General features: G+C 64.2%; 21 protein-coding genes and 2 tRNA genes. 13 read left to right on the forward strand and 10 right to left on the reverse strand.

Annotated elements, in window-relative coordinates; translation table 11 throughout:
• Positions 1-14: 14 nt before the first annotated feature.
• Positions 15-926: a sulfate adenylyltransferase subunit CysD gene (gene cysD / locus MU449_RS00820; RefSeq protein ID WP_244736085.1), complete on the forward strand. Its 912-nt coding sequence runs from the start codon at positions 15-17 to the stop codon at positions 924-926.
• Positions 926-2,836, forward strand: a complete 1,911-nt coding sequence (cysN, locus tag MU449_RS00825; RefSeq protein ID WP_244736086.1) for a sulfate adenylyltransferase subunit CysN — start codon at positions 926-928, stop codon at positions 2,834-2,836. Before cysD ends, cysN begins: the two co-directional genes overlap by 1 nt.
• Before the next feature lie 168 nt (positions 2,837-3,004).
• On the opposite strand, the gene MU449_RS00830 is transcribed toward cysN, so the two are convergent.
• On the reverse strand, positions 3,005-4,336 hold the full coding sequence (locus tag MU449_RS00830) for an MFS transporter (protein ID WP_244736087.1): 1,332 nt from the start codon (positions 4,334-4,336) through the stop codon (positions 3,005-3,007).
• A 162-nt stretch (positions 4,337-4,498) separates the two neighbouring features.
• On the opposite strand from MU449_RS00830, the gene cyoA reads away from it, so the two are divergent.
• The 7 genes from cyoA to MU449_RS00865 are packed head-to-tail and all read left to right on the forward strand — an operon-like array spanning position 4,499 to position 11,193.
• Positions 4,499-5,662, forward strand: a complete 1,164-nt coding sequence (gene cyoA / locus MU449_RS00835; RefSeq protein WP_244736088.1) for a ubiquinol oxidase subunit II — start codon at positions 4,499-4,501, stop codon at positions 5,660-5,662.
• A gap of 13 nt (positions 5,663-5,675) precedes the next feature.
• Positions 5,676-7,664, forward strand: coding sequence for a cytochrome o ubiquinol oxidase subunit I (gene cyoB / locus MU449_RS00840; RefSeq protein ID WP_244736090.1), 1,989 nt, complete (start codon positions 5,676-5,678; stop codon positions 7,662-7,664).
• 3 nt (positions 7,665-7,667) lie between these two features.
• A complete protein-coding gene (cyoC, locus tag MU449_RS00845; protein WP_244736091.1) occupies positions 7,668-8,285 on the forward strand; it encodes a cytochrome o ubiquinol oxidase subunit III in 618 nt (205 codons plus the stop codon).
• On the forward strand, positions 8,285-8,704 hold the full coding sequence (gene cyoD, locus MU449_RS00850; RefSeq protein ID WP_244736092.1) for a cytochrome o ubiquinol oxidase subunit IV: 420 nt from the start codon (positions 8,285-8,287) through the stop codon (positions 8,702-8,704). Before cyoC ends, cyoD begins: the two co-directional genes overlap by 1 nt.
• Complete coding sequence (locus tag MU449_RS00855; protein ID WP_244736093.1) at positions 8,701-9,429, forward strand: SURF1 family protein; 729 nt, start codon at positions 8,701-8,703, stop codon at positions 9,427-9,429. Before cyoD ends, MU449_RS00855 begins: the two co-directional genes overlap by 4 nt.
• Positions 9,408-10,670, forward strand: coding sequence for an ATP-binding protein (locus MU449_RS00860; RefSeq protein ID WP_244736095.1), 1,263 nt, complete (start codon positions 9,408-9,410; stop codon positions 10,668-10,670). The genes MU449_RS00855 and MU449_RS00860 overlap by 22 nt, the downstream gene beginning before the upstream one ends.
• Positions 10,663-11,193: a response regulator transcription factor gene (locus MU449_RS00865; RefSeq protein ID WP_244736096.1), complete on the forward strand. Its 531-nt coding sequence runs from the start codon at positions 10,663-10,665 to the stop codon at positions 11,191-11,193. The genes MU449_RS00860 and MU449_RS00865 overlap by 8 nt, the downstream gene beginning before the upstream one ends.
• 69 nt (positions 11,194-11,262) lie before the next feature.
• On the opposite strand, the gene MU449_RS00870 is transcribed toward MU449_RS00865, so the two are convergent.
• A tRNA-Lys gene (locus MU449_RS00870) sits at positions 11,263-11,338 on the reverse strand.
• Positions 11,339-11,435: 97 nt separating this feature from the next.
• Here MU449_RS00870 and dapF point away from each other — a divergent pair.
• Both dapF and mtaB read left to right on the forward strand, forming a co-directional pair.
• Positions 11,436-12,245, forward strand: a complete 810-nt coding sequence (dapF, locus tag MU449_RS00875; RefSeq protein WP_244736098.1) for a diaminopimelate epimerase — start codon at positions 11,436-11,438, stop codon at positions 12,243-12,245.
• Positions 12,227-13,495 (forward strand): tRNA (N(6)-L-threonylcarbamoyladenosine(37)-C(2))-methylthiotransferase MtaB, encoded by a 1,269-nt coding sequence (gene mtaB, locus MU449_RS00880; protein WP_244736099.1) that lies wholly within the window; start codon positions 12,227-12,229, stop codon positions 13,493-13,495. Before dapF ends, mtaB begins: the two co-directional genes overlap by 19 nt.
• Here mtaB and MU449_RS00885 read toward each other — a convergent pair.
• Positions 13,492-14,502: a LacI family DNA-binding transcriptional regulator gene (locus MU449_RS00885; protein WP_244736100.1), complete on the reverse strand. Its 1,011-nt coding sequence runs from the start codon at positions 14,500-14,502 to the stop codon at positions 13,492-13,494. The genes mtaB and MU449_RS00885 overlap by 4 nt on opposite strands.
• Positions 14,503-14,603: 101 nt before the next feature.
• Between MU449_RS00885 and MU449_RS00890 the strand changes: the two genes are divergently transcribed.
• Positions 14,604-14,680 (forward strand) — tRNA-Arg (locus tag MU449_RS00890).
• Positions 14,681-14,691: 11 nt separating this feature from the next.
• Here the strand turns inward: MU449_RS00890 and MU449_RS00895 are convergent.
• The 7 genes from MU449_RS00895 to MU449_RS00920 form a co-directional block, all read right to left on the reverse strand.
• A complete protein-coding gene (locus MU449_RS00895) occupies positions 14,692-15,684 on the reverse strand; it encodes a tyrosine-type recombinase/integrase (RefSeq protein ID WP_425310554.1) in 993 nt (330 codons plus the stop codon).
• Positions 15,591-15,878: an excisionase family DNA-binding protein gene (locus MU449_RS15895; RefSeq protein ID WP_425309753.1), complete on the reverse strand. Its 288-nt coding sequence runs from the start codon at positions 15,876-15,878 to the stop codon at positions 15,591-15,593. Before MU449_RS15895 ends, MU449_RS00895 begins: the two co-directional genes overlap by 94 nt.
• A 217-nt stretch (positions 15,879-16,095) precedes the next feature.
• Positions 16,096-16,728: a hypothetical protein gene (locus tag MU449_RS00900; protein WP_244736102.1), complete on the reverse strand. Its 633-nt coding sequence runs from the start codon at positions 16,726-16,728 to the stop codon at positions 16,096-16,098.
• Positions 16,725-17,222: a phage N-6-adenine-methyltransferase gene (locus MU449_RS00905; RefSeq protein ID WP_244736103.1), complete on the reverse strand. Its 498-nt coding sequence runs from the start codon at positions 17,220-17,222 to the stop codon at positions 16,725-16,727. The genes MU449_RS00900 and MU449_RS00905 overlap by 4 nt, the downstream gene beginning before the upstream one ends.
• Before the next feature lie 75 nt (positions 17,223-17,297).
• Positions 17,298-17,627 carry a DUF4326 domain-containing protein gene (locus MU449_RS00910; protein ID WP_244736104.1) on the reverse strand — a complete coding sequence of 110 codons (330 nt, stop codon included), beginning with the start codon at positions 17,625-17,627 and terminating at the stop codon, positions 17,298-17,300.
• Complete coding sequence (locus MU449_RS00915; protein WP_244736105.1) at positions 17,620-17,853, reverse strand: hypothetical protein; 234 nt, start codon at positions 17,851-17,853, stop codon at positions 17,620-17,622. Before MU449_RS00915 ends, MU449_RS00910 begins: the two co-directional genes overlap by 8 nt.
• On the reverse strand, positions 17,846-18,352 hold the full coding sequence (locus MU449_RS00920; protein WP_244736106.1) for a hypothetical protein: 507 nt from the start codon (positions 18,350-18,352) through the stop codon (positions 17,846-17,848). The genes MU449_RS00915 and MU449_RS00920 overlap by 8 nt, the downstream gene beginning before the upstream one ends.
• 161 nt (positions 18,353-18,513) lie before the next feature.
• Here MU449_RS00920 and MU449_RS00925 point away from each other — a divergent pair, with 161 nt between their 5' ends.
• Positions 18,514-18,804, forward strand: a complete 291-nt coding sequence (locus MU449_RS00925) for a hypothetical protein (protein ID WP_244736108.1) — start codon at positions 18,514-18,516, stop codon at positions 18,802-18,804.
• Positions 18,805-18,844: the final 40 nt, after the last annotated feature.

The following is an 18,844-nucleotide window of genomic DNA, read 5'->3' on the forward strand; positions in this document are numbered from 1 at the left end:
TCGGAAGGCATCTCATGGCACTTGATGACCGGCAATTGACCCACCTGCAGCGGCTGGAGGCCGAGAGCATCCACATCATGCGCGAGGTGGTGTCCACGGCGACCAATCCGGTCATGCTTTATTCCGTGGGCAAGGATTCGGCCTGCATGTTGCACCTGGCGAAGAAGGCGTTCTATCCCTCGCCCCCGCCCTTCCCGCTTTTGCATGTGGACACCACCTGGAAATTCCAGGCGATGTATCAGTTGCGCGACAAGGCGGCGGCGGATGCGGGGATGCAGCTTCTGGTGCATCACAACCCCGAGGCGATGGAAAAGGGCATCAACCCCTTCGACCATGGGTCGTTGCACACCGATATGTGGAAGACCGACGGGCTGAAGCAGGCGCTGACGCATTACGGCTTCGATGCGGCCTTCGGCGGCGCGCGCCGCGACGAGGAGAAGTCCCGCGCCAAGGAGCGCGTGTTCTCATTCCGCAGCGCCAATCACCGCTGGGATCCGAAAAACCAGCGGCCCGAACTGTGGAACGCCTACAACGCGCGCAAGGCCAAGGGCGAATCGATCCGCGTCTTCCCGCTGTCGAACTGGACCGAGCTGGACATCTGGCAATACATCCAGCTGGAAGGGATCGAGATCGTGCCGCTCTATTTCTCCGCCCCGCGTCCGGTGGTGGAGCGTGACGGCCTTTTGATCATGGTCGATGACGACCGCTTCCCCCTGCGCAGCGGCGAGGAGCCGGAGATGCGGTCCATCCGCTTCCGCACGCTGGGCTGCTATCCCCTGACGGGGGCGGTGGAGTCGGAGGCCGCGACCCTGTCCGAGGTCATTCAGGAAATGCTGCTGACGACCACGTCGGAACGGCAGGGGCGGGCGATCGACCATGACAGCGCCGCCTCGATGGAAAAGAAAAAGCAGGAAGGGTATTTCTGATGTCCGAACAGTCGCACGAATACAAGGTCGACGCGCTGATCGCCGAGGACATCGACGCCTATCTGGACAAGCACCAGCACAAGACGATGCTGCGCTTCATCACCTGCGGATCGGTGGATGACGGCAAATCGACGCTGATCGGCCGGTTGCTGTATGACAGCAAGATGATCTTCGAGGATCAGTTGGCGACGCTGTCCAAGGATTCGAAGGCCGTGGGCACCCAGGGGCAGGAGATCGACTTCGCCCTTCTGGTGGACGGTCTGGCCGCCGAGCGTGAGCAGGGCATCACCATCGACGTCGCCTATCGCTTCTTTGCCACCGACAAGCGCAAGTTCATCGTGGCCGACACGCCGGGGCACGAGCAATACACCCGCAACATGGTGACCGGCGCCTCCACCGCCGATCTGGCCGTGATCCTGATCGACGCGCGGCAGGGGGTTCTGACCCAGACGCGGCGGCACAGCTACATCGTGAACCTGCTGGGCATTCCGAATGTCGTGCTGGCGATCAACAAGATGGACCTTGTGGGCTATTCCGAGGCGCGGTTCGATGAGATCGTCGCCGAATACCGCGAATTCGCCACCTCCATCGGCATCAAGGATTTCAAGGTCATTCCGATTTCCGGCCTGAAGGGCGACAACATCGTCGACCGTTCGGCGCATATGGACTGGTATTACGGCCCGACCCTGATGGCCCATCTGGAGGAGGTGCCGCTGTCCGACAGCGGCGCGGCCGAGCGTCCGTTCCGCCTGCCGGTGCAATGGGTGAACCGCCCCAACCTCGATTTCCGCGGGTTCTCCGGCACCATCGCCGCGGGCACGGTGCGGCCGGGCGATGCGGTTCGGGTCGTGCCGTCGGGCAAGACCTCGACCGTGAAATCCATCGTCACCTATGACGGGGATCTGGACCGCGCGGTGGCAGGGCAGGCGATCACCCTGACCCTGAATGACGAGATCGACTGTTCGCGCGGGAACGTCATCTCCATCGCCGACGCGCCGCCCGAGGTGGCCGACCAGTTCGAGACGACGCTGATCTGGATGGACGAGGCGGAGATGCTTCCGGGCCGGTCCTATATCCTGCAACTGGGCAGCCAGTCGGTCACCGCCACGATCACCGAGCCGAAATACGAGGTGAACGTCAACACGGCCGAACATCTGGCCTCGCGCACGTTGAAGCTGAACGCGATCGGGGTGTGCAACATCTCCACCGACCGTCCGCTTGTGTTCGAAAGCTATGAGGACGACCGCGCCTTGGGCGGGTTCATCCTGATCGACCGGATGACCAACGCCACGGTGGCGGCGGGCCTGATCCATTTCGCCCTGCGCCGGTCGCAGAACATCCACTGGCAGGCGGTGGACATCGACCGCACCGCCCATGCGGGCCAGAAGGGGCAGAAGGCGCGGGTCGTCTGGTTCACCGGCCTGTCGGGCTCGGGCAAATCGACCATTGCCAACCTGGTGGAGAAGAAGCTGCATTCGATGGGGCGGCATTCGTTCCTGCTGGACGGCGACAACGTGCGCCACGGCCTGAACCGCGATCTGGGCTTCACCGACGCCGACCGGGTGGAGAACATCCGCCGCGTGGGCGAGGTGGCGCGCCTGATGACCGATGCCGGCCTGATCGTGCTGACGGCCTTCATCAGCCCGTTCCAATCCGAACGCCGCATGGTGCGCGACCTGATGGAGGATGGCGAGTTCGTGGAGGTCTTCGTCAACACCCCGCTGGATGTGGCCGAAGGCCGCGACGTGAAGGGGCTCTACAAGAAGGCGCGGGCCGGGCAGTTGAAGAACTTCACCGGGATCGACAGCCCCTATGAGGCACCGGAGGCCCCCGAGATCACCGTCAACACCGTGGAGATGACGCCGGAAGATGCGGCGGAGATGATCGTCGAACATCTTCTGCGGACCTGAGGCCGGGGATCGTCCGGGGGCATCCCGACGGTCTGGACCGCGAGAATCAAGGGCGCGCCGTCGGTGCGCCCTTTTTCATTTCCGATCATCCGTGCGCATCCCCGCAGCGATCCGCAATAAAAAAGGCCCCGCAATGCGGGGCCTTCTGCGTTCGGACCGGGGAAGGGGTCAGGCGCGACCCAGGCCCCCCATCATCCGGTTCACCCGCAGCGCGACCAGCGTGCAGACGGCCCCCGACAGAAGGTAGAGCCCGGCGGCCCACAGGCCCAGTTGCGAGGCCAGATAAAGCGCGATCAGCGGTGCGAAGCCCGCGCCCAGCACCCAGGCGATGTCCGACGTGAAGGACGACGCGGTATACCGGTTGACGTTGCTGAAGCTGGAGGCGACGGCGCCCGAGGCCTGCCCGAAGCTGAGACCCAGAAGGACGAAGCCCAACATGACATAGAGCGACTGTCCCGCCCCGCCGAGGCCCAGCATCACCGGCCCCAGAATGGCGAAGACGGCGATCCCGACCGTGGACGCTGCCAGCAGCTTCCGACGTCCGATGCGATCCGACAGGATGCCCGACGCGGCGGTGGCGGCCAGCCCCACGATCGACCCGACCAGAAGCGTGGTCAGGAAGCTGGTCGGCGTGTTTTCGGTGAACAGGAAGACATACCCCAGCGGGAACACCGTCATCATGTGGAACAGCGCAAAGCTTGCCAGCGGGGTGAAGATGCCGACCAGCATGTGCCGCCCCTCGACCCGACAGGTGGTGCGCAGACTGGAGGGCATGAGTTCGTTCTGCTTGAACAGCTCTTCGTATTCCGGGGTCGCCACCAGACGCAGGCGGGCGAACAGGGCCACCACGTTGATCGAGAAGGCGACGAAGAACGGATAGCGCCAGCCCCAGTCGTAGAAATCGACCGCCGACATCGACGAGATGAGGTAGATGAACAGCGCCGTCACCACGACCAGCGCGATGGGCGCACCCAGTTGCGGGATCATCGCATACCAGCCGCGCTTATGCTCGGGCGCGCTGAGGGCCAGAAGCGAGGCGAGGCCGTCCCATGTGCCGCCCAGGGCGAAGCCCTGTGCCAGACGGAAGACGATCAGGATGCCGATGGCCCAGGCCCCCAGGACGTCGTAGGTGGGGATGAGGCCGATGAACACCGTGGACGTGCCCAGCATCAAAAGCGCCAGCGTCAGCTTGGCCGACCGGCCATAGGTGCGGTCCACCCAGTGGAAGAACAGCGATCCGAAGGGACGCGCCACGAAGGCCAGACCCAGGATGGCAAAGGAATACAGCGTTCCCGTCACCGCATCGGCGAAGGGGAACAGGCGCGCGGGAAACACCAGCACGCAGGCCATGGAAAAGACGAAGAAGTCGAAGAATTCGGCCGTGCGGCCGATGATGACGCCGATCGCCATCTCGCCGGGATCGCTTTCATGCCCCCCGTGGCCGTCTGAATGCAGGCGGCGGGCGTCCTGCTCTGCCGTGGTTGATGCAGGGATGCTCACGGGGCTCACTCCATTCGATTGGTCAGTTTGCTGTCTGCCTGTAATAGACTAGACTTTGGATTGGGCAAATTGTCCAATGTTGCATCATGGGGTTCGGTATTATCGGGGAACCCACGAAACGCCACCTCGGCCGCAAGTCCGACCATTTCGAATGGATTCGCCGTGAAAAGCCTCCGTCTCGCCGCATTGGCGCCCCTTCTTCTTATCGCCGCGTGCAAGCCCGTCGTGCTCGCCCCCGCCGGTGACGTCGCCGCCCAGCAGCGTGATGTGCTGGTGATCTCGACGCTTCTGATGCTGTTGATCATCATTCCGGTGATCGCGCTGGTCATCTACATCGCCTGGAAATACCGCGCCTCGAATCAGGACGCGGAATACGATCCCAAGTTCCACCACTCCACCCGGCTGGAACTGATCATCTGGGCCGCGCCGCTTTTGATCATCATCTGTCTGGGCGCGCTGACCTGGGTCGGCACGCACCTTCTGGACCCCTATCGCCCGCTGGATCGCATTTCCAAGAACACGCCGATCGAGGCGGATTATCAGCCGCTGCGCGTGCAGGTGGTCGCGATGGACTGGAAGTGGATGTTCATCTATCCCGAAGAGGGAATCGCGACGATCAACGAACTGGCCGTGCCGGTGGACCGTCCGGTGGAATTCTCCATGACCGCGACCTCGGTGATGAACACGCTTTATATCCCCGCGATGGCCGGCATGATCTATGCCATGCCCGCGATGGAAACCAAGCTGAACGGCGTGTTGAACAACGAAGGCGTGTATGACGGCTTCTCGGCGCATTATTCGGGTCACGGCTTCTCGCACATGCGGTTCAAGGCCCATGCGATGCAGCCGGGCGATTACGACGCCTGGGTCGAACAGGTGCGCGCCGAAGGCTCGGTTCTGGACCGGGCGGTCTATACCGAGGTGGAGCGTCCCTCCGAGGCGGTTCCCGTCACCTATTATTCGACCGTGGAGCCGGGCCTGTGGCACGCGATCCTGAACCGTTGCGTCAACGGCACGCGGATGTGCATGGACGAAATGATGGCGCTCGATTCGCTGGGCGGGTTCGAATCGCTTGGCATGATGAACGTGACCGAGGTGACGCAGAAGGTCTTCACCCGCGGCAAGACCCCGTTCGGTTCGGCGCCGGTCACGGTCGACGCCTTCTGCACCGTGCTGGATTCCGAGCGTGTCTACGGGTCCGACCAGCTGATCGTCGCCGCAAAGGACAGCCGTCCGCTGCGCGGCCACGGCCTGCAGACCCCCGGCCATCCGCTGACCCCGGTCATTACCCTTCTCACCGCGCCGAAGGGCGCCCAGGCTCTCTGACGGAACTGGTGACATGTCTTTAACAGATCTCATTTTCGGACGGCTGCGCTGGTCGTCCATCCCCCTCTATGAGCCGATCCTGATCGGCACGTTCATCGCCGTGGCGCTGGGGGGGCTGGCATTCCTGTTCCTCATGACCAAGTATCGGTTGTGGGCGCCCTTCTGGAATGAATGGGTCGTCAGCATCGACCACAAGAAGATCGGCATCATGTATATGGTGCTGGGCACGATCATGCTGCTGCGCGGCTTTGCCGACGCGCTGATGATGCGTCTGCAGCAGGTCCTGGCCTTCGGCGGGTCCGAGGGGTATCTGAACTCGCATCACTACGACCAGATCTTCACGGCGCATGGCGTGATCATGATCTTCTTCGTGGCGATGCCGTTCGTGACCGGTCTGATGAACTTCGTCATGCCGCTGCAGATCGGCGCGCGCGACGTGGCCTTTCCGTTCCTGAACAACTTCTCGTTCTGGATGACGGCGGGCGGTGCGGTCCTGACCATGGTGTCGCTGTTCGTGGGCGAATACGCGCAGACCGGCTGGCTGGCCTTCCCGCCGCTGTCGGGCATCGGGGCGTCGCCGTCCGTGGGCGTGGACTATTACATCTGGGGCCTTCAGGTCGCGGGTGTGGGCACGACGCTGTCGGGGATCAACCTTCTGGTCACCATCCTGAAGATGCGCTGCCCCGGCATGACGCTGATGAAGATGCCGATCTTCACCTGGACCGCGCTGTGCACGAACGTTCTGATCGTGGCCTCGTTCCCGGTTCTGACGGCCGTTCTCGTGCTGCTGACGCTCGACCGCTATATCGGGACGAACTTCTTCACCGCCGATCTGGGCGGCAACCCGATGATGTATGTCAACCTGATCTGGATCTGGGGCCACCCGGAGGTGTACATCCTGATCCTGCCGCTGTTCGGCGTGTTCTCCGAAGTCGTGGCCACCTTCTCGGGCAAGCGTCTGTTCGGCTACACGTCCATGGTCTACGCGACGGTGGTGATCACCATCCTGTCCTACGTCGTGTGGCTGCACCACTTCTTCACGATGGGGTCGGGCGCGTCGGTGAACTCGTTCTTCGGGATCACGACGATGATCATCTCCATCCCGACCGGGGCGAAGATCTTCAACTGGCTGTTCACGATGTACAAGGGCCGCATCCGGTTCGAACTGCCGATGATGTGGACGGTGGCCTTCCTGATCACCTTCACGATCGGCGGGATGACGGGCGTGCTTCTGGCCGTGCCGCCGGCGGACTTCGTGCTGCACAACTCGTTGTTCCTGATCGCGCACTTCCACAACGTGATCATCGGCGGCGTGGTGTTCGGGGTGTTCGCGGGCGTGAACTACTGGTTCCCCAAGGCCTTCGGCTTCCGGCTGGATCCGTTCTGGGGCAAGGTGTCGTTCTGGGGCTGGGTCCTGGGGTACTGGGTCGCCTTCACGCCGCTTTATGTTCTGGGCCTGATGGGCGTGACCCGCCGGATGCGTGTGTTCGACGATCCCGATCTGCGGATCTGGTTCATCATCGCCGCCTTCGGGGCCGTTCTGGTGGCCATCGGCATCGCCGCCTTCCTGATCCAGATCTTTGTGTCGGTGATGAAGCGCGACCAGCTGCGCGATCACACGGGCGATCCGTGGGGTGGCCGCACGCTGGAATGGGCAACTTCGTCCCCTCCGCCGAAGTACAACTTCGCGTTCACGCCGGTGGCCTATGACGTGGACACCTGGGCGGACATGAAGGCGCGCAACTACCAGCGGCCGGTGACCGGGTTCGTCCCGATCCACATGCCGCGCGGGACCGAGGCGGGGTTCATCCTGTCGGCCTTTGCCACGCTCTGCGGGTTTGCGTTGATCTGGTACATCTGGTGGCTCGCCGCGCTCAGCTTCGTCGCTACGATCGTCTACGCGATCTACCACACCTACAACCGCGATCGGGATTACTACATCCCGGCGGAAACGGTCGCCGCGACCGAAGCCGCCCGCACGAAGCAGCTTGCGGAGATCTGAGGCATGAGCACAGTCACCCTGCCCACCGATGGTGCCTTCCACCTGAAGGAAGAGCCCCATCACCCCGAGGGTTCGAGCACCATGCTCGGTTTCTGGATCTATCTGATGAGCGATTGCCTTATCTTTGCGGTCCTGTTCGCCACCTATGCGGTTCTCGGCGGCGCCTATGCCGCCGGGCCCGGCCCGAAGGAGTTGTTCGAACTCGACCTCATCGCCATCAACACGGCGATGCTGCTCTTGTCCTCGATCACCTATGGCTTTGCCATGCTGGCCATGGTCAAGCACAACAGCCGTCAGGTCATCGGTTGGCTTCTGGTCACCGCCGCCTTCGGGGCCGTGTTCCTCGGGATCGAAATCTACGAGTTCCACCACCTGATCCACATCGGCGCGGGCCCGCAGCGTTCGGCCTTCCTGTCGGCGTTCTTCCTGCTGGTCGGCACCCACGGTCTGCACGTCACCTTCGGCATGATCTGGCTGTTCACGCTGGTCTTCCAGGTGCGCAAGTTCGGTCTGACCACGGCGATGCAGCGCCGGCTGAGCTGCCTCAGCCTGTTCTGGCACTTCCTCGACGTCATCTGGATCGGCGTTTTCACCTTTGTCTATCTCGTGAGGATGGTCTGATGGCACACCACGCACATACGGACGGGCATCACGACCACGACGCCCACGCGCACGGGTCGTTCGGCTCCTACATGACGGGCTTCGTGCTGTCCGTGATCCTGACCGTGATCCCCTTCTGGCTGGTCATGGGCGAGGTTCTGGACAGCCGCGTGGCCACGATCCTGATCGTCACGGTACTGGCGGCCGTTCAGGTGATCGTGCATGTGATCTTCTTCCTGCATGTCAACGGCAAGGCGGAAGAAGGCTGGCTGCTGACATCGGTCGTCTTCACGCTGGTCGTGGTGGTGATCATGATCGCGGGGTCCGTCTGGGTCATGTGGAACATGAATGCCAACATGATGCCCGCCCATGACATGCTGCTGGAGACCCCGCAGCTGATCGTGCCCGAAAGCGCACCGGCCCAAAGCGTGCAGCATTGACAGAGGCGGGACCGGATCATCGCCGGCCCCGCTCTCGCCTGACGCTGGCGATCCTCGCGCTGCTGGCGGTGGCGGGGATCGCGGCGCTGCTGGCGCTTGGCACATGGCAGGTGCACCGCCTGGCGTGGAAAACCGACCTGATCGCGCGCGTGGACCAGCGTGTGCACGCCATGCCGACGCCGGCGCCCGGCCCGTCCGACTGGGCCGGCATCACCCGCGACAAGGATGAATACCGGCGCGTCACCGTCAGCGGCGAATTCCTGAACGATCAGGCGGTCCTGACGCAGGCCGTGACCGATCTGGGCGGTGGGTTCTGGGTCATCACGCCGCTGCGCACTGATGATGGAATTTACCTCATCAACCGCGGGTTCGTCCTGCCGGACGAGCGGACGACCTACTCCCGGCCGGCGGGCCCCCAAACGATCACCGGCCTGCTGCGAATGACCGAGCCGGGGGGCGGGTTCCTGCGCAGCAACAAACCGGACGAGGACCGCTGGTATTCCCGCGATGTCGCGGCCATTGCGGCCACGCGCGGATTGGACGACGTTGCGCCCTTCTTCATCGATGCCGACCGGGGTGAGGGAACGCCTGTGGGCGGCCTGACCATCATCGCCTTTCCCAACAAACATCTGGGATATGCCATAACATGGTTCGCGCTGGCGCTTGGCCTGATCGCGGCCACGATCTTTGTCGGGGTGCATGAATGGCGGCTGCGGCGGCGGTAAGGCCGGATCTGGCCGATGGGCGCGATCTTGTCCTGCTGGTCCAGTTGCGCTGGCTGGCGGTGGCGGGGCAGATCGCCGCCATTCTGATCGCGACCTTCGTTCTGGGGATCGACCTGCCGCTGCTGCCCATGTGGCTTGTGCTGCTGGTCCTGGTCGCGATGAACCTGATCAGTCGCACGCCGTTCCGCCACTGGCGCGGCGCGGTGGTGGTGGAGATGGTTGTCGACATGCTGGCCCTGACGACGCAACTGGCGCTGTCGGGTGGGGCGACGAACCCGTTCACCATCCTTTATCTGCTGCAGGTCACCCTGTCGGCGGTTCTTTTGCCGCGTGGCACGACCTGGGCGCTGGTGGGCCTTGTCGCCGTGCTGTTTCTGGCCATCATCCCGTTCCATGTCCCCCTGGTCCTGCCGGAGGGGGTGGAGCTGTTTCCCCTCTATATCCTGGGATTCGCCTTCGGCCTGCTGCTGGATGCCGTCCTGATCACCGCCTTCGTGACCCGCATCACCGCCAACCTGAAGGAGCGGACGACGCGGCTGGCCGCTCTGGACCAGCGCGCGCTGGAGGAGGATCACATCGTGCGGATGGGTCTGTTCGCCTCTGGCGCCGCGCATGAACTTGGCACGCCGCTCGCCTCCATCTCGGTCATTCTGGGGGACTGGCGTCACGCCGCGACCGATCCCGAACAGCGCGAGGATATCGACGCCATGCAAAAGGCGATCGATCGGTGCAAGGCGATCGTGACCGGCATCCTCATGACCTCGGGCGAGGCGCGGGGCGAGGCGCCGCGCGCGACCACCGTCCACACCTTCATCGAAGATTTGGCCAACGACTGGAGCGATCAGCGCGATTTCGAGGGGCTGTCCCTGCGCAACGATTTCGGCGAGGATATGCAGATCGTTCTGGACGCCACGTTGAAACAGATGATGATGAACGTTCTGGACAACGCGCTGGAGGTGTCGCCCACCTGGGTCGGGCTGGATGCCGCGCGGCGGGGCAACGATCTGGTGCTGGTCGTCCGCGACCACGGGACCGGATTCGCGCCGGATATCCTGGCCGATATCGGGCGTGCCCACCGTTCCACCAAGGGGCGGCAGGGGCGGGGGCTGGGGCTGTTCCTGACGGTCAACGCCATCCGCAAGCTGGGCGGCGACGTGACGGTGGCGAATGTGTCCGACGGGGCGGAGGTGACCTTGTGCCTGCCGCTTCAATCCTTGGCGCTGAGGGGGGAAGATGTCTGAAGGTTTGATCCTGCTGGTCGAGGATGACGCGGATTTCGCGGCCACGTTGAAACGATCGTTCGAAAAACGGGGCTTTCGCGTCCTGACCGCGTCCGGCCCGGACGCGCTGCCCGACGTGCTGGCGGCGGACACGCCAACCCATGCGGTGGTGGACCTGAAGCTGGCGGGCGGGTCGGGCCTTGTCTGCGTGGACCAGCTGCACCGCCATTCCGCCGAGATGCTGATCGTCGTGCTGACGGGGTTCGCCAGCATCGCCACGGCGGTGGAGGCGATCAAGCTGGGCGCCTGCCATTATCTGACCAAGCCGTCGAACACCGACGACATTCTGGACGCCTTCCAGCGCGGGTCGGGCGATACGGGCGTGGCGGCGGCGACCCAGCCCACGACCATCAAGACGCTGGAATGGGAGCGGATCCACGAAACGCTGGTCGCGACGGATTTCAACATCTCGGAAACCGCGCGCCGGTTGGGAATGCACCGCCGCACGCTGGCCCGCAAGCTGGAGAAGTGGCAGGTCCGATAAGCGGCCTGCCTTCGTCCGCCCGAAAGGCGGCACCGACCGAACGGCAACGACTGGCATCAAGGTGTAAAGTGGTGAGCCCAGCAGGATTCGAACCTGCGACCCACTGATTAAAAGTCAGTTGCTCTACCAACTGAGCTATGGGCCCACATCACAGGGGGCTGACTACGGCCTCACGCCGGGGGGGTCAAGGGCAAAACTTTCACCCTCTGGCAAAAACTTTGCCAGAGGCGTATATCGCGGCCATGGATCAGATCACCTTCCTCAAGATGCACGGGCTTGGCAACGATTTTGTCGTGCTGGACACGCGCGGGCGCGACGCTGTGACCACGCCCGCGCTGGCCCGCGCGCTGGGGGACCGCCACCGTGGGGTGGGGTTCGATCAGCTGGCCGAGATTCGCGACGCCGACGACCACGATTACGCGCTGGAGTTCTGGAACACCGACGGCAGTCGCGCGGGGGCCTGTGGCAATGCCAGCCGCTGTGTGGCCGCATTGATGCTGGACGGGCGGGACCGGGTCAGGTTCAAGACCGACCGAGGCACGCTGGTGGCCGAACGGGCCGGGGATCTGGTCGCGGTGAACATGGGGCATCCGCAACTGGATTGGGCCGAGATTCCGCTGGCCCGCGCCGTGGACACCGCCCATCTGCCGCTGGACGGGGATCCGGTGGCCGTGGGGATGGGCAATCCGCATTGCGTCTTCTTCGTGCCGGACGCCGAGGGCGTGGCGCTGACCGCCCTTGGACCGCGGATCGAACACGATCCGCTGTTCCCGCAGCGCACGAATGTCGAATTTGCCAGCCTTCTGGCCCCCGACCATCTGCGTATGCGGGTGTGGGAACGGGGCGCGGGCGTGACGCTGGCCTGCGGGTCGGGCACCTGCGCCACCGCCGTGGCCGCGCACCTGCGCGGGCTGACGGGGCGGCGCGTCACCGTGGATGTGGATGGCGGACGGCTGGACATCGACTGGCGCGACGATGGAGTCTGGATGACCGGCCCCGTGGCGAAGGTCTTCGAAGGCACCCTTTCCCCCGAATGGCTGCGGGCCGTATGACCGCGCCGGTCTTCTCCACCCTCGGCTGCCGCCTGAACGCCTATGAGACGGAGGCGATGAAGGAACTGGCCGCGCAGGCGGGCCTGTCGAACGCGGTCGTGGTGAACACCTGCGCCGTCACGGCCGAGGCGGTACGCAAGGCCAAGCAGGAAATCCGTCGCCTAGCGCGCGAAAACCCCGGCGCGCCGATTCTGGTCACCGGCTGCGCCGCGCAGACCGAGCCCGAAACCTTTGCCGACATGGCCGAGGTCACCCGCGTCATCGGCAACCATGAAAAGATGCAGGCCGATACGTGGCAATCGCTGCGCGCGCCCGACCTGATCGGCACGACCGAGAAGGTGATGGTCGATGACATCATGTCGGTCAAGGAAACCGCCGGCCATCTGATCGACGGCTTTGGCCGCCACCGCGCCTATGTGCAGGTTCAGAACGGCTGCGACCACCGCTGCACCTTCTGCATCATCCCTTACGGTCGGGGCAATTCCCGTTCGGTGCCCGCAGGGGTCGTGGTGGAGCAGATCAAGCGGCTTGTCGGCAAGGGCTTCAACGAAGTGGTGCTGACCGGCGTGGACCTCACCTCCTGGGGGGCGGACCTTCCGGCCACGCCCCGTCTGGGCGATCTGGTCATGCGCATCCTGAAACTGGTGCCCGACCTGCCCCGCCTTCGGATCAGCTCGATCGATTCGATCGAGGCGGATGACAACCTGATGCAGGCCATCGCCACCGAACCGCGCCTGATGCCGCATCTTCACCTGTCGTTGCAGGCAGGGGACGACATGATCCTGAAGCGGATGAAGCGCCGTCACCTGCGCGACGACGCGATCCGCTTTTGCGAGGAGGCGCGCCGCCTGCGCCCCGACATGATCTTCGGCGCGGACATCATCGCCGGCTTCCCGACCGAGACGGAGGCGATGTTCGACAACTCGCTGAAGCTGGTGGACGAGTGTGGCCTGACCTTTCTGCACGTGTTCCCGTTCAGCCCGCGCAAAGGCACGCCCGCCGCGCGGATGCCGCAGGTGCGCGGCCCGGCGATCCGCGACCGTGCGGCGCGGCTGCGCGCGGCGGGGGAGGCGCAGGTGCAGGCGCACCTGTCGGCTCAGATGGGACGGACCCATGCCGTTCTGATGGAAGGCCCGCGTCGCGGCCGGACCGAGCAGTTCACCGAGGTCGATTTCGCAACCGACCGGCCCGAGGGCCAGATCGTCGCCGCCCGCATCACCGGGGCGGCAGAGGGGCGGCTGACCGCCTAACGGATCGTGGCGCCCCGGTTCAGGCGCGGGGTCAGGGTCACCACCTCGCCGCCGATGATGCCTTCGGGGTGCTTGCCCGCGACGATTTCCGCCGCCTGACGCCCGATTTCGGCCCGGCAGGCGTCCATCGTCGCCAGCCGCATCGGCAGGCCGTCCAGCAGCTCCACATCGTTGAAACCCGCAAGACCCAGACGGCCGGGAATGTCGATCCCCTGTTCCAGGCACCACAAAAGCCCGCCCGCGCCGATGATGTCGTTCGAATAATACAGAAAGTCGAGATCGGGGGACCGGGCCATCATCTGGGCCGTGATCTCCCGTCCCTTGGCCAGGGCCGAGCCGCCCTCGTAGAATTCCCGATCCTCCAAGGCGATCCCCGCTTCGGCCAATGCCGCCTCGAACCCCTCCAGCCGCTTGCGCGCCCGGTGGTCGCCCACCATGCGCGAACCGAGAAAGCCGATGCGGCGATAGCCTGCGGCGATGATGGCCTCGGCCATCATCCGTCCCGCGCGGGTGTGGGAAATCCCGACCGCGCTGTCCACGGGCGTGCCGTCGGTGTCCATGATCTCGACGATCGGAATGCCCGCATTCTCCATCATGGCCCGCGCCGCATCGGTATGTTCCAGCCCCGCGACGATCAGGCCCGAGGGGCGCCAAGACAGCATCTCGTAGATGACGCTTTCTTCTTTGGCGGGGCTGTAGCCCGTGGCCCCGAAGACCGGTTGAAGGCCCGTATCCTCCAGCACCGCGGAGATGTTGCTCAGCACCTCGGGGAAAACCATGTTCGACAGCGAGGGGATGACCACGCCCACAAGGTTCACCCGCTGGCTTGCCAAGGCGCCCGCGATCTTGTTGGGGACATATCCCAACGCCTTCGCGGCCGTCAGTACCTTTTCCCGGGTGGCAACCGACACGTCGCCGCTGTTGCGCAACACGCGGCTGACGGTCATCTCGCTGACGCCCGACGCCTCGGACACATCGCGCAAGGTCAAAGGACGACGCGTTTCCATCTTGGTTCCCCCGCTGCTTGTCCCCCCTTGTTACGCCAACCGCACGGACACGCCAAGCGGGCTTGCGGCATCCGCCGTTTCCTGCGCAAAAGAAGGCAGGCGGCCCCGTGGCTCAACTGGATAGAGCAGCCCCCTCCTAAGGGGCAGGTTACAGGTTCAAGTCCTGTCGGGGTCACCAGTAAAATAAGGCTACTTCGCTAATTTTGGGGTTTGCCTTCTGGTCTGTCGAACCAGAGCGACCCCGCCAAGTTCCAGCGAATCCGCCGCTTTCCGCAGGTGGTCCGGGCTGAATTTGGCATAGGTCGAGCGGGTCACGTTCGGGTTGGAGTGCCCAAGATACTGCGCGATTTCCTCGATCGGGACGCCCGCCTCGGCCATGAACCGTCCGGCTGTTCTGCGCAGATCGTGGGGGGTGCAATGGTCGATCCCCGCGCGCTTCACGGCGGCGTTGAACCCTGTCTTGATCGATCCGACCGGACGGCCTCCCCATTCAATGACGTGATCAGAGAGGGCGGCGCGCTGCGCATCTTGCAGAGCGGCGATCAGCGTGTCGTTGATAGGCACGGTCGCACGGCCCTTGCGCGGTCCGATGTCGTTGGCGGCCAGCTTGATCACTCTGCGCTCCAAGTCGACGCGGTTCCACGTCAACTCCAGCAAGGCCCCGATGCGGCCGGCGGTCGTCAGCATCAAGAGCATTGCCAGGCGCACATGGGGATCGACAGCCGCCCCGATCAGCGCGGCCACCTCGTCCTTCGTTAGATACCGCTCGCGCGGTGGGGGTGTTTGGGGCAGTTCGATCCGGGGCGTCTTGTCGATCAGGCCGGATTTGAACGCCCACAGCAGGCTGGTGCGCAAGCATCCCATCTCCGTTCTGATCGTCGCGTCTTTTCGGCCAGCCGCCCGTCGCTTGGCGATATAGCGTCGGCAGTCCTCGACCTTGATCTGGCTCGCGGACAGGTGCCCAAAATCCGGCAGGACGTTCTTGCCGGTCTGGGCCATCTTGGCCTCTTGGCGCCGTCCGGACACCTCGACCTGATAGGCCTCCCAGATCTGGCCCACGGTCATCCCGGTGACGGGCGCCGTCTCCTTTAGGATTCGATCGCGCGCTTCGCGTTCTGCGTCTTTGGCCGTGTGTGCCTTAAGACGATAGCGTCTGCGGGTGCCGTCCGGCTCGTTCCACATGACGACAAAGCGGTCGTTGAGGCGTCCGATCCGGAAGTCTTGCATTCGTATTCCTCAAGGGCTTGGTTTGTGACGCGCATCATGCGCCCGACGCGAAACGCGGGCAAGCGGCCATCGCGGATCATCTGGCGAACGGTTTCCCCGCTGCACATCCAGCGATCCGCGATCATTTCAGGTGTCCAAGGCTTTCCCATCAGTGCCTCCGTCCAATGTGTTTCGCGATGTGCAGCCTGTCGAACGTCTCCTGTATTCGGTCGAGTATTTGCTGCGGGTGATAGTCGCCCTCGTTCAATCCAAAGGCGATCGCATCGGCTAGAAGGTCCAGCGCGGGGCCGGGGTGCGATTCGATGCTTCTTGCATAACCCCACACCTGAATGATTTCCTGCAGGGCCCGACTAGGTTTCCCGGCCATCATCCCACCTCCATCGAGTAATCCGTCGCCCGCTCCAGCCGCTTCCGGCAGGGGGCTATCCAGTCGTATTGCGTCTGCTCGGTCCAGCCGGGGGTCCAGACGATCCAGCAGTAGGCCGTGGCGGTCGTCATGCCCGCTTCCATCCGCCCGCGATTCATCGGCACCCGTTCGGTGAACTGGAGGATCGCGCGGGGCCGGTAGAGGCCAAACAGGAACTGGTGTCGCCGGACGCCCTCGGTGAACGCGCTGCGCACGATCAGGGCGCAGCCCTTGCGGCTGGTCTCGATCGCACGGCGGGCGAAGTCCTCGCCCAGGCGAAAGGGCGGGTTGGTGATCGTCCAGTCCACCATGGGCGGGGGCAGCATTTCCAGATAGACCCGCACCGGATAGCCCGCGCCGTAGTCGTGAACATCCGTCGCTTCGACCTGTCCAAAGTATTCCCGCAGCGGTCGCACCATGTGCCCGCGATTGGCGGCCGGTTCATGCACCTCGTCCGCCCTCGCGGCCAGCCCTTCGGCAAACAGCCATTCGCACAGGGCGCGCGTGGCCCACGGGGGCGTGGGATAGTCGTCCAGGCTGTGATGCGGCTCCACCCGGCGCTGCATGACGGCGGTGCTGGTGTTCTGGGTCATGCCGCCATCCTTTCCATCACAGTGCCAAGCCCGCGCGTCTCAGCTCGCAAAAGGGCGGAAACCGCTCCCGCGCCCACAGCAAACAGCGTCGTGCCGGTGCCCGGAGATTTCCCGACGGACCCATCGGGGCGTTCGAACTTGATCTTGCCCGCGACGAACAGCGTGGCGTCGCATCTGCGATTAGCGTCCTGCCACCACGGGGCCGATGTGCGGTCAGGTGTCAGCGCAATACCGTTGCCGTGCGAGAAAAACCGATCCAGCCAAGGTATGAGGCCATTGCGACCCCCGAAGGGCGGGTTCATCCATACCATGCCGTGCCAATCCTGAGCCAAGCAGTCATCAGAGGCAGTCAGCCAGTGGCTTGCCGGAACATGCGGCCCGCCGCCGATTGGTGCGGCCACATCCATTAAAAACGCGCATCCCAAGGCATCGAAGATGTATCGCGGCGTGTACCATTCGTCTGAAGCCCCCAAGGAGATTTCCCAAGCGCTCATGCCGCCACCTCACTCGCCACCAGATGCCCGCAGTTCGCGCGGATGATCATCGGCGCGGAGTCGATGAAGGAACCGTCAGGCATTTGCGATCTCCAGAAGCACGTCGGCGTGGCAAGGCTGATCCAGCGAGCACCAGCAGGCGAGGTCTTTGCCGCGCAGGCGTTCTTGGACCATCCTGATGGTGGGCGGGTGCCTCCGCCCCTGATGCCCCGTGCCGGTGATCCAGATGCGATACCAGTGAACGGCAATTGCGGCGGGGTCGGTCTTCTCGCCCAGTTCGCTCAGGCATTCCCGAGCCTCTGCAATGGACCAAGGGTTGCCCCACAGGGTCGGTCGCCCGACGTAGACGGCGCCCTCGGGCATGCGCCACCCTTTGGCGCGGCTTCGCTTGATGCGTTTAGCCATAGAAGAACCTCTCGGTCTTACTGTCCTTCGTGAGTGCGACACTGCGAACGAGTGGGCCAAAGCTGTCACGCTCCTCCATCCGCCACGCGCCGACTTCGAAGCCAGCGGCGACCAATGCAGGGGTGGCTAGATCAAGCTCCCAGCTGCGGTAGGAGTAAGTTCCGAAGCAGTTAGGGTGGTTGAAGAGGTCGTTCGGCAGGACCTCCGCGAGGTCGCGATCAGGCATACATCGCTCCCGGCCCCTCGGGGCACCATGTCTGATGGGTGTCGCCCTCGGGCGGGTTGCAGGTGCAGGCGGACGTGGCGGGGCCGATCGGGCCGTGCAGGTCCACCCGCGCGCGGCGCGTCAGGTCGGTGATCGTGTCGATGAGCTCCACGGTCGGGGCGTCCATGGGATCGGGGCGCATCACGCCGTTGATGCTGATCCCAGCCTTCAGCTCCTCGGCATAGGTGTCCAGCAGTTCGCACATCTCCAACAGCATCATGTCGCGCGGGTTGGCGTAGGCCACCGGCCCCGACGGCACGAACGGCTCCGGCACCTCGCCCCCGAACCGCGCGCGTTCCGCCGCCACGAAATACGCCCACGCGACGTTCAGGTTGGCGGTGTCGGGGGTGCGGGCTTCGCTGCGCAGGCAGGTGCCGTCCGACAGCCAGTATTGCGTGACGTGGCGGTCGTCCAGGGGGCCGGTCTGCTGGCGGATGATGTGGGGAATGGGGGCGGTCATTGTATGGCCCCCGCATGAAAGGGAACATCCGGTCTCAGCGAGGGGTTCAGCCTCGGTCGGGGAGTGCGCCACCCCAAGGCATCCATGAGCATGGACGGATTAAGCAATGCGGACCATGCGGTGGCGGGCTGCACTGCACATTTTTGAGAAGGAAGAAGTCCATGGACACAGACACCAACGTCGATGCGCAGCTGAACCTGCAATCCGAGATCATGCTTGAGGGAATGGAGGCCATTCGAAATATCTCGGGCGGTCTGCTGGCATGGGATCTGAAAGCCGATGATGAGCGGCTGGCGACCATACATGCCGTTTCCAAGGCGCTTTACAGCTTCGATGCCCGTAGCGAGGTATCGCTCGGCGTAAGCCGGGACACGATGCAGCGTCTCAAGGACGAGCACCCTGAGATCGCGGATATGTGCCCCAAGGCCTATGCTTGGCTGGACGACGTTTAACGCGCCTGGCGCAACGTAAAACTGTTCGAAGCGCTTGAGG

Origin of the sequence: Falsirhodobacter halotolerans (genome assembly GCF_022899245.1) — a bacterium.
Classification (GTDB): Bacteria; Pseudomonadota; Alphaproteobacteria; order Rhodobacterales; family Rhodobacteraceae; genus Falsirhodobacter; species Falsirhodobacter halotolerans.

What these genes read in the sequence shown, in the direction of transcription:
- MU449_RS00885 (WP_244736100.1), bottom strand. Translation starts at nt 14,502, where the DNA reads ATGGAAACGCGTCGTCCTTTGACCTTGCGCGATGTGTCCGAGGCGTCG.
- MU449_RS00900 (WP_244736102.1), bottom strand. Translation starts at nt 16,728, where the DNA reads ATGACCCAGAACACCAGCACCGCCGTCATGCAGCGCCGGGTGGAGCCG.
- mtaB (WP_244736099.1), top strand. Translation starts at nt 12,227, where the DNA reads ATGGCTGCGGGCCGTATGACCGCGCCGGTCTTCTCCACCCTCGGCTGC.
- MU449_RS15895 (WP_425309753.1), bottom strand. Translation starts at nt 15,878, where the DNA reads ATGGGAAAGCCTTGGACACCTGAAATGATCGCGGATCGCTGGATGTGC.
- cysN (WP_244736086.1), top strand. Translation starts at nt 926, where the DNA reads ATGTCCGAACAGTCGCACGAATACAAGGTCGACGCGCTGATCGCCGAG.
- MU449_RS00905 (WP_244736103.1), bottom strand. Translation starts at nt 17,222, where the DNA reads ATGAGCGCTTGGGAAATCTCCTTGGGGGCTTCAGACGAATGGTACACG.
- cysD (WP_244736085.1), top strand. Translation starts at nt 15, where the DNA reads ATGGCACTTGATGACCGGCAATTGACCCACCTGCAGCGGCTGGAGGCC.
- dapF (WP_244736098.1), top strand. Translation starts at nt 11,436, where the DNA reads ATGGATCAGATCACCTTCCTCAAGATGCACGGGCTTGGCAACGATTTT.
- cyoC (WP_244736091.1), top strand. Translation starts at nt 7,668, where the DNA reads ATGAGCACAGTCACCCTGCCCACCGATGGTGCCTTCCACCTGAAGGAA.
- MU449_RS00920 (WP_244736106.1), bottom strand. Translation starts at nt 18,352, where the DNA reads ATGACCGCCCCCATTCCCCACATCATCCGCCAGCAGACCGGCCCCCTG.
- MU449_RS00860 (WP_244736095.1), top strand. Translation starts at nt 9,408, where the DNA reads ATGGCGGCTGCGGCGGCGGTAAGGCCGGATCTGGCCGATGGGCGCGAT.
- MU449_RS00865 (WP_244736096.1), top strand. Translation starts at nt 10,663, where the DNA reads ATGTCTGAAGGTTTGATCCTGCTGGTCGAGGATGACGCGGATTTCGCG.
- MU449_RS00910 (WP_244736104.1), bottom strand. Translation starts at nt 17,627, where the DNA reads ATGGCTAAACGCATCAAGCGAAGCCGCGCCAAAGGGTGGCGCATGCCC.
- MU449_RS00895 (WP_425310554.1), bottom strand. Translation starts at nt 15,684, where the DNA reads ATGTGGAACGAGCCGGACGGCACCCGCAGACGCTATCGTCTTAAGGCA.
- cyoD (WP_244736092.1), top strand. Translation starts at nt 8,285, where the DNA reads ATGGCACACCACGCACATACGGACGGGCATCACGACCACGACGCCCAC.
- MU449_RS00925 (WP_244736108.1), top strand. Translation starts at nt 18,514, where the DNA reads ATGGACACAGACACCAACGTCGATGCGCAGCTGAACCTGCAATCCGAG.
- MU449_RS00915 (WP_244736105.1), bottom strand. Translation starts at nt 17,853, where the DNA reads ATGCCTGATCGCGACCTCGCGGAGGTCCTGCCGAACGACCTCTTCAAC.
- cyoB (WP_244736090.1), top strand. Translation starts at nt 5,676, where the DNA reads ATGTCTTTAACAGATCTCATTTTCGGACGGCTGCGCTGGTCGTCCATC.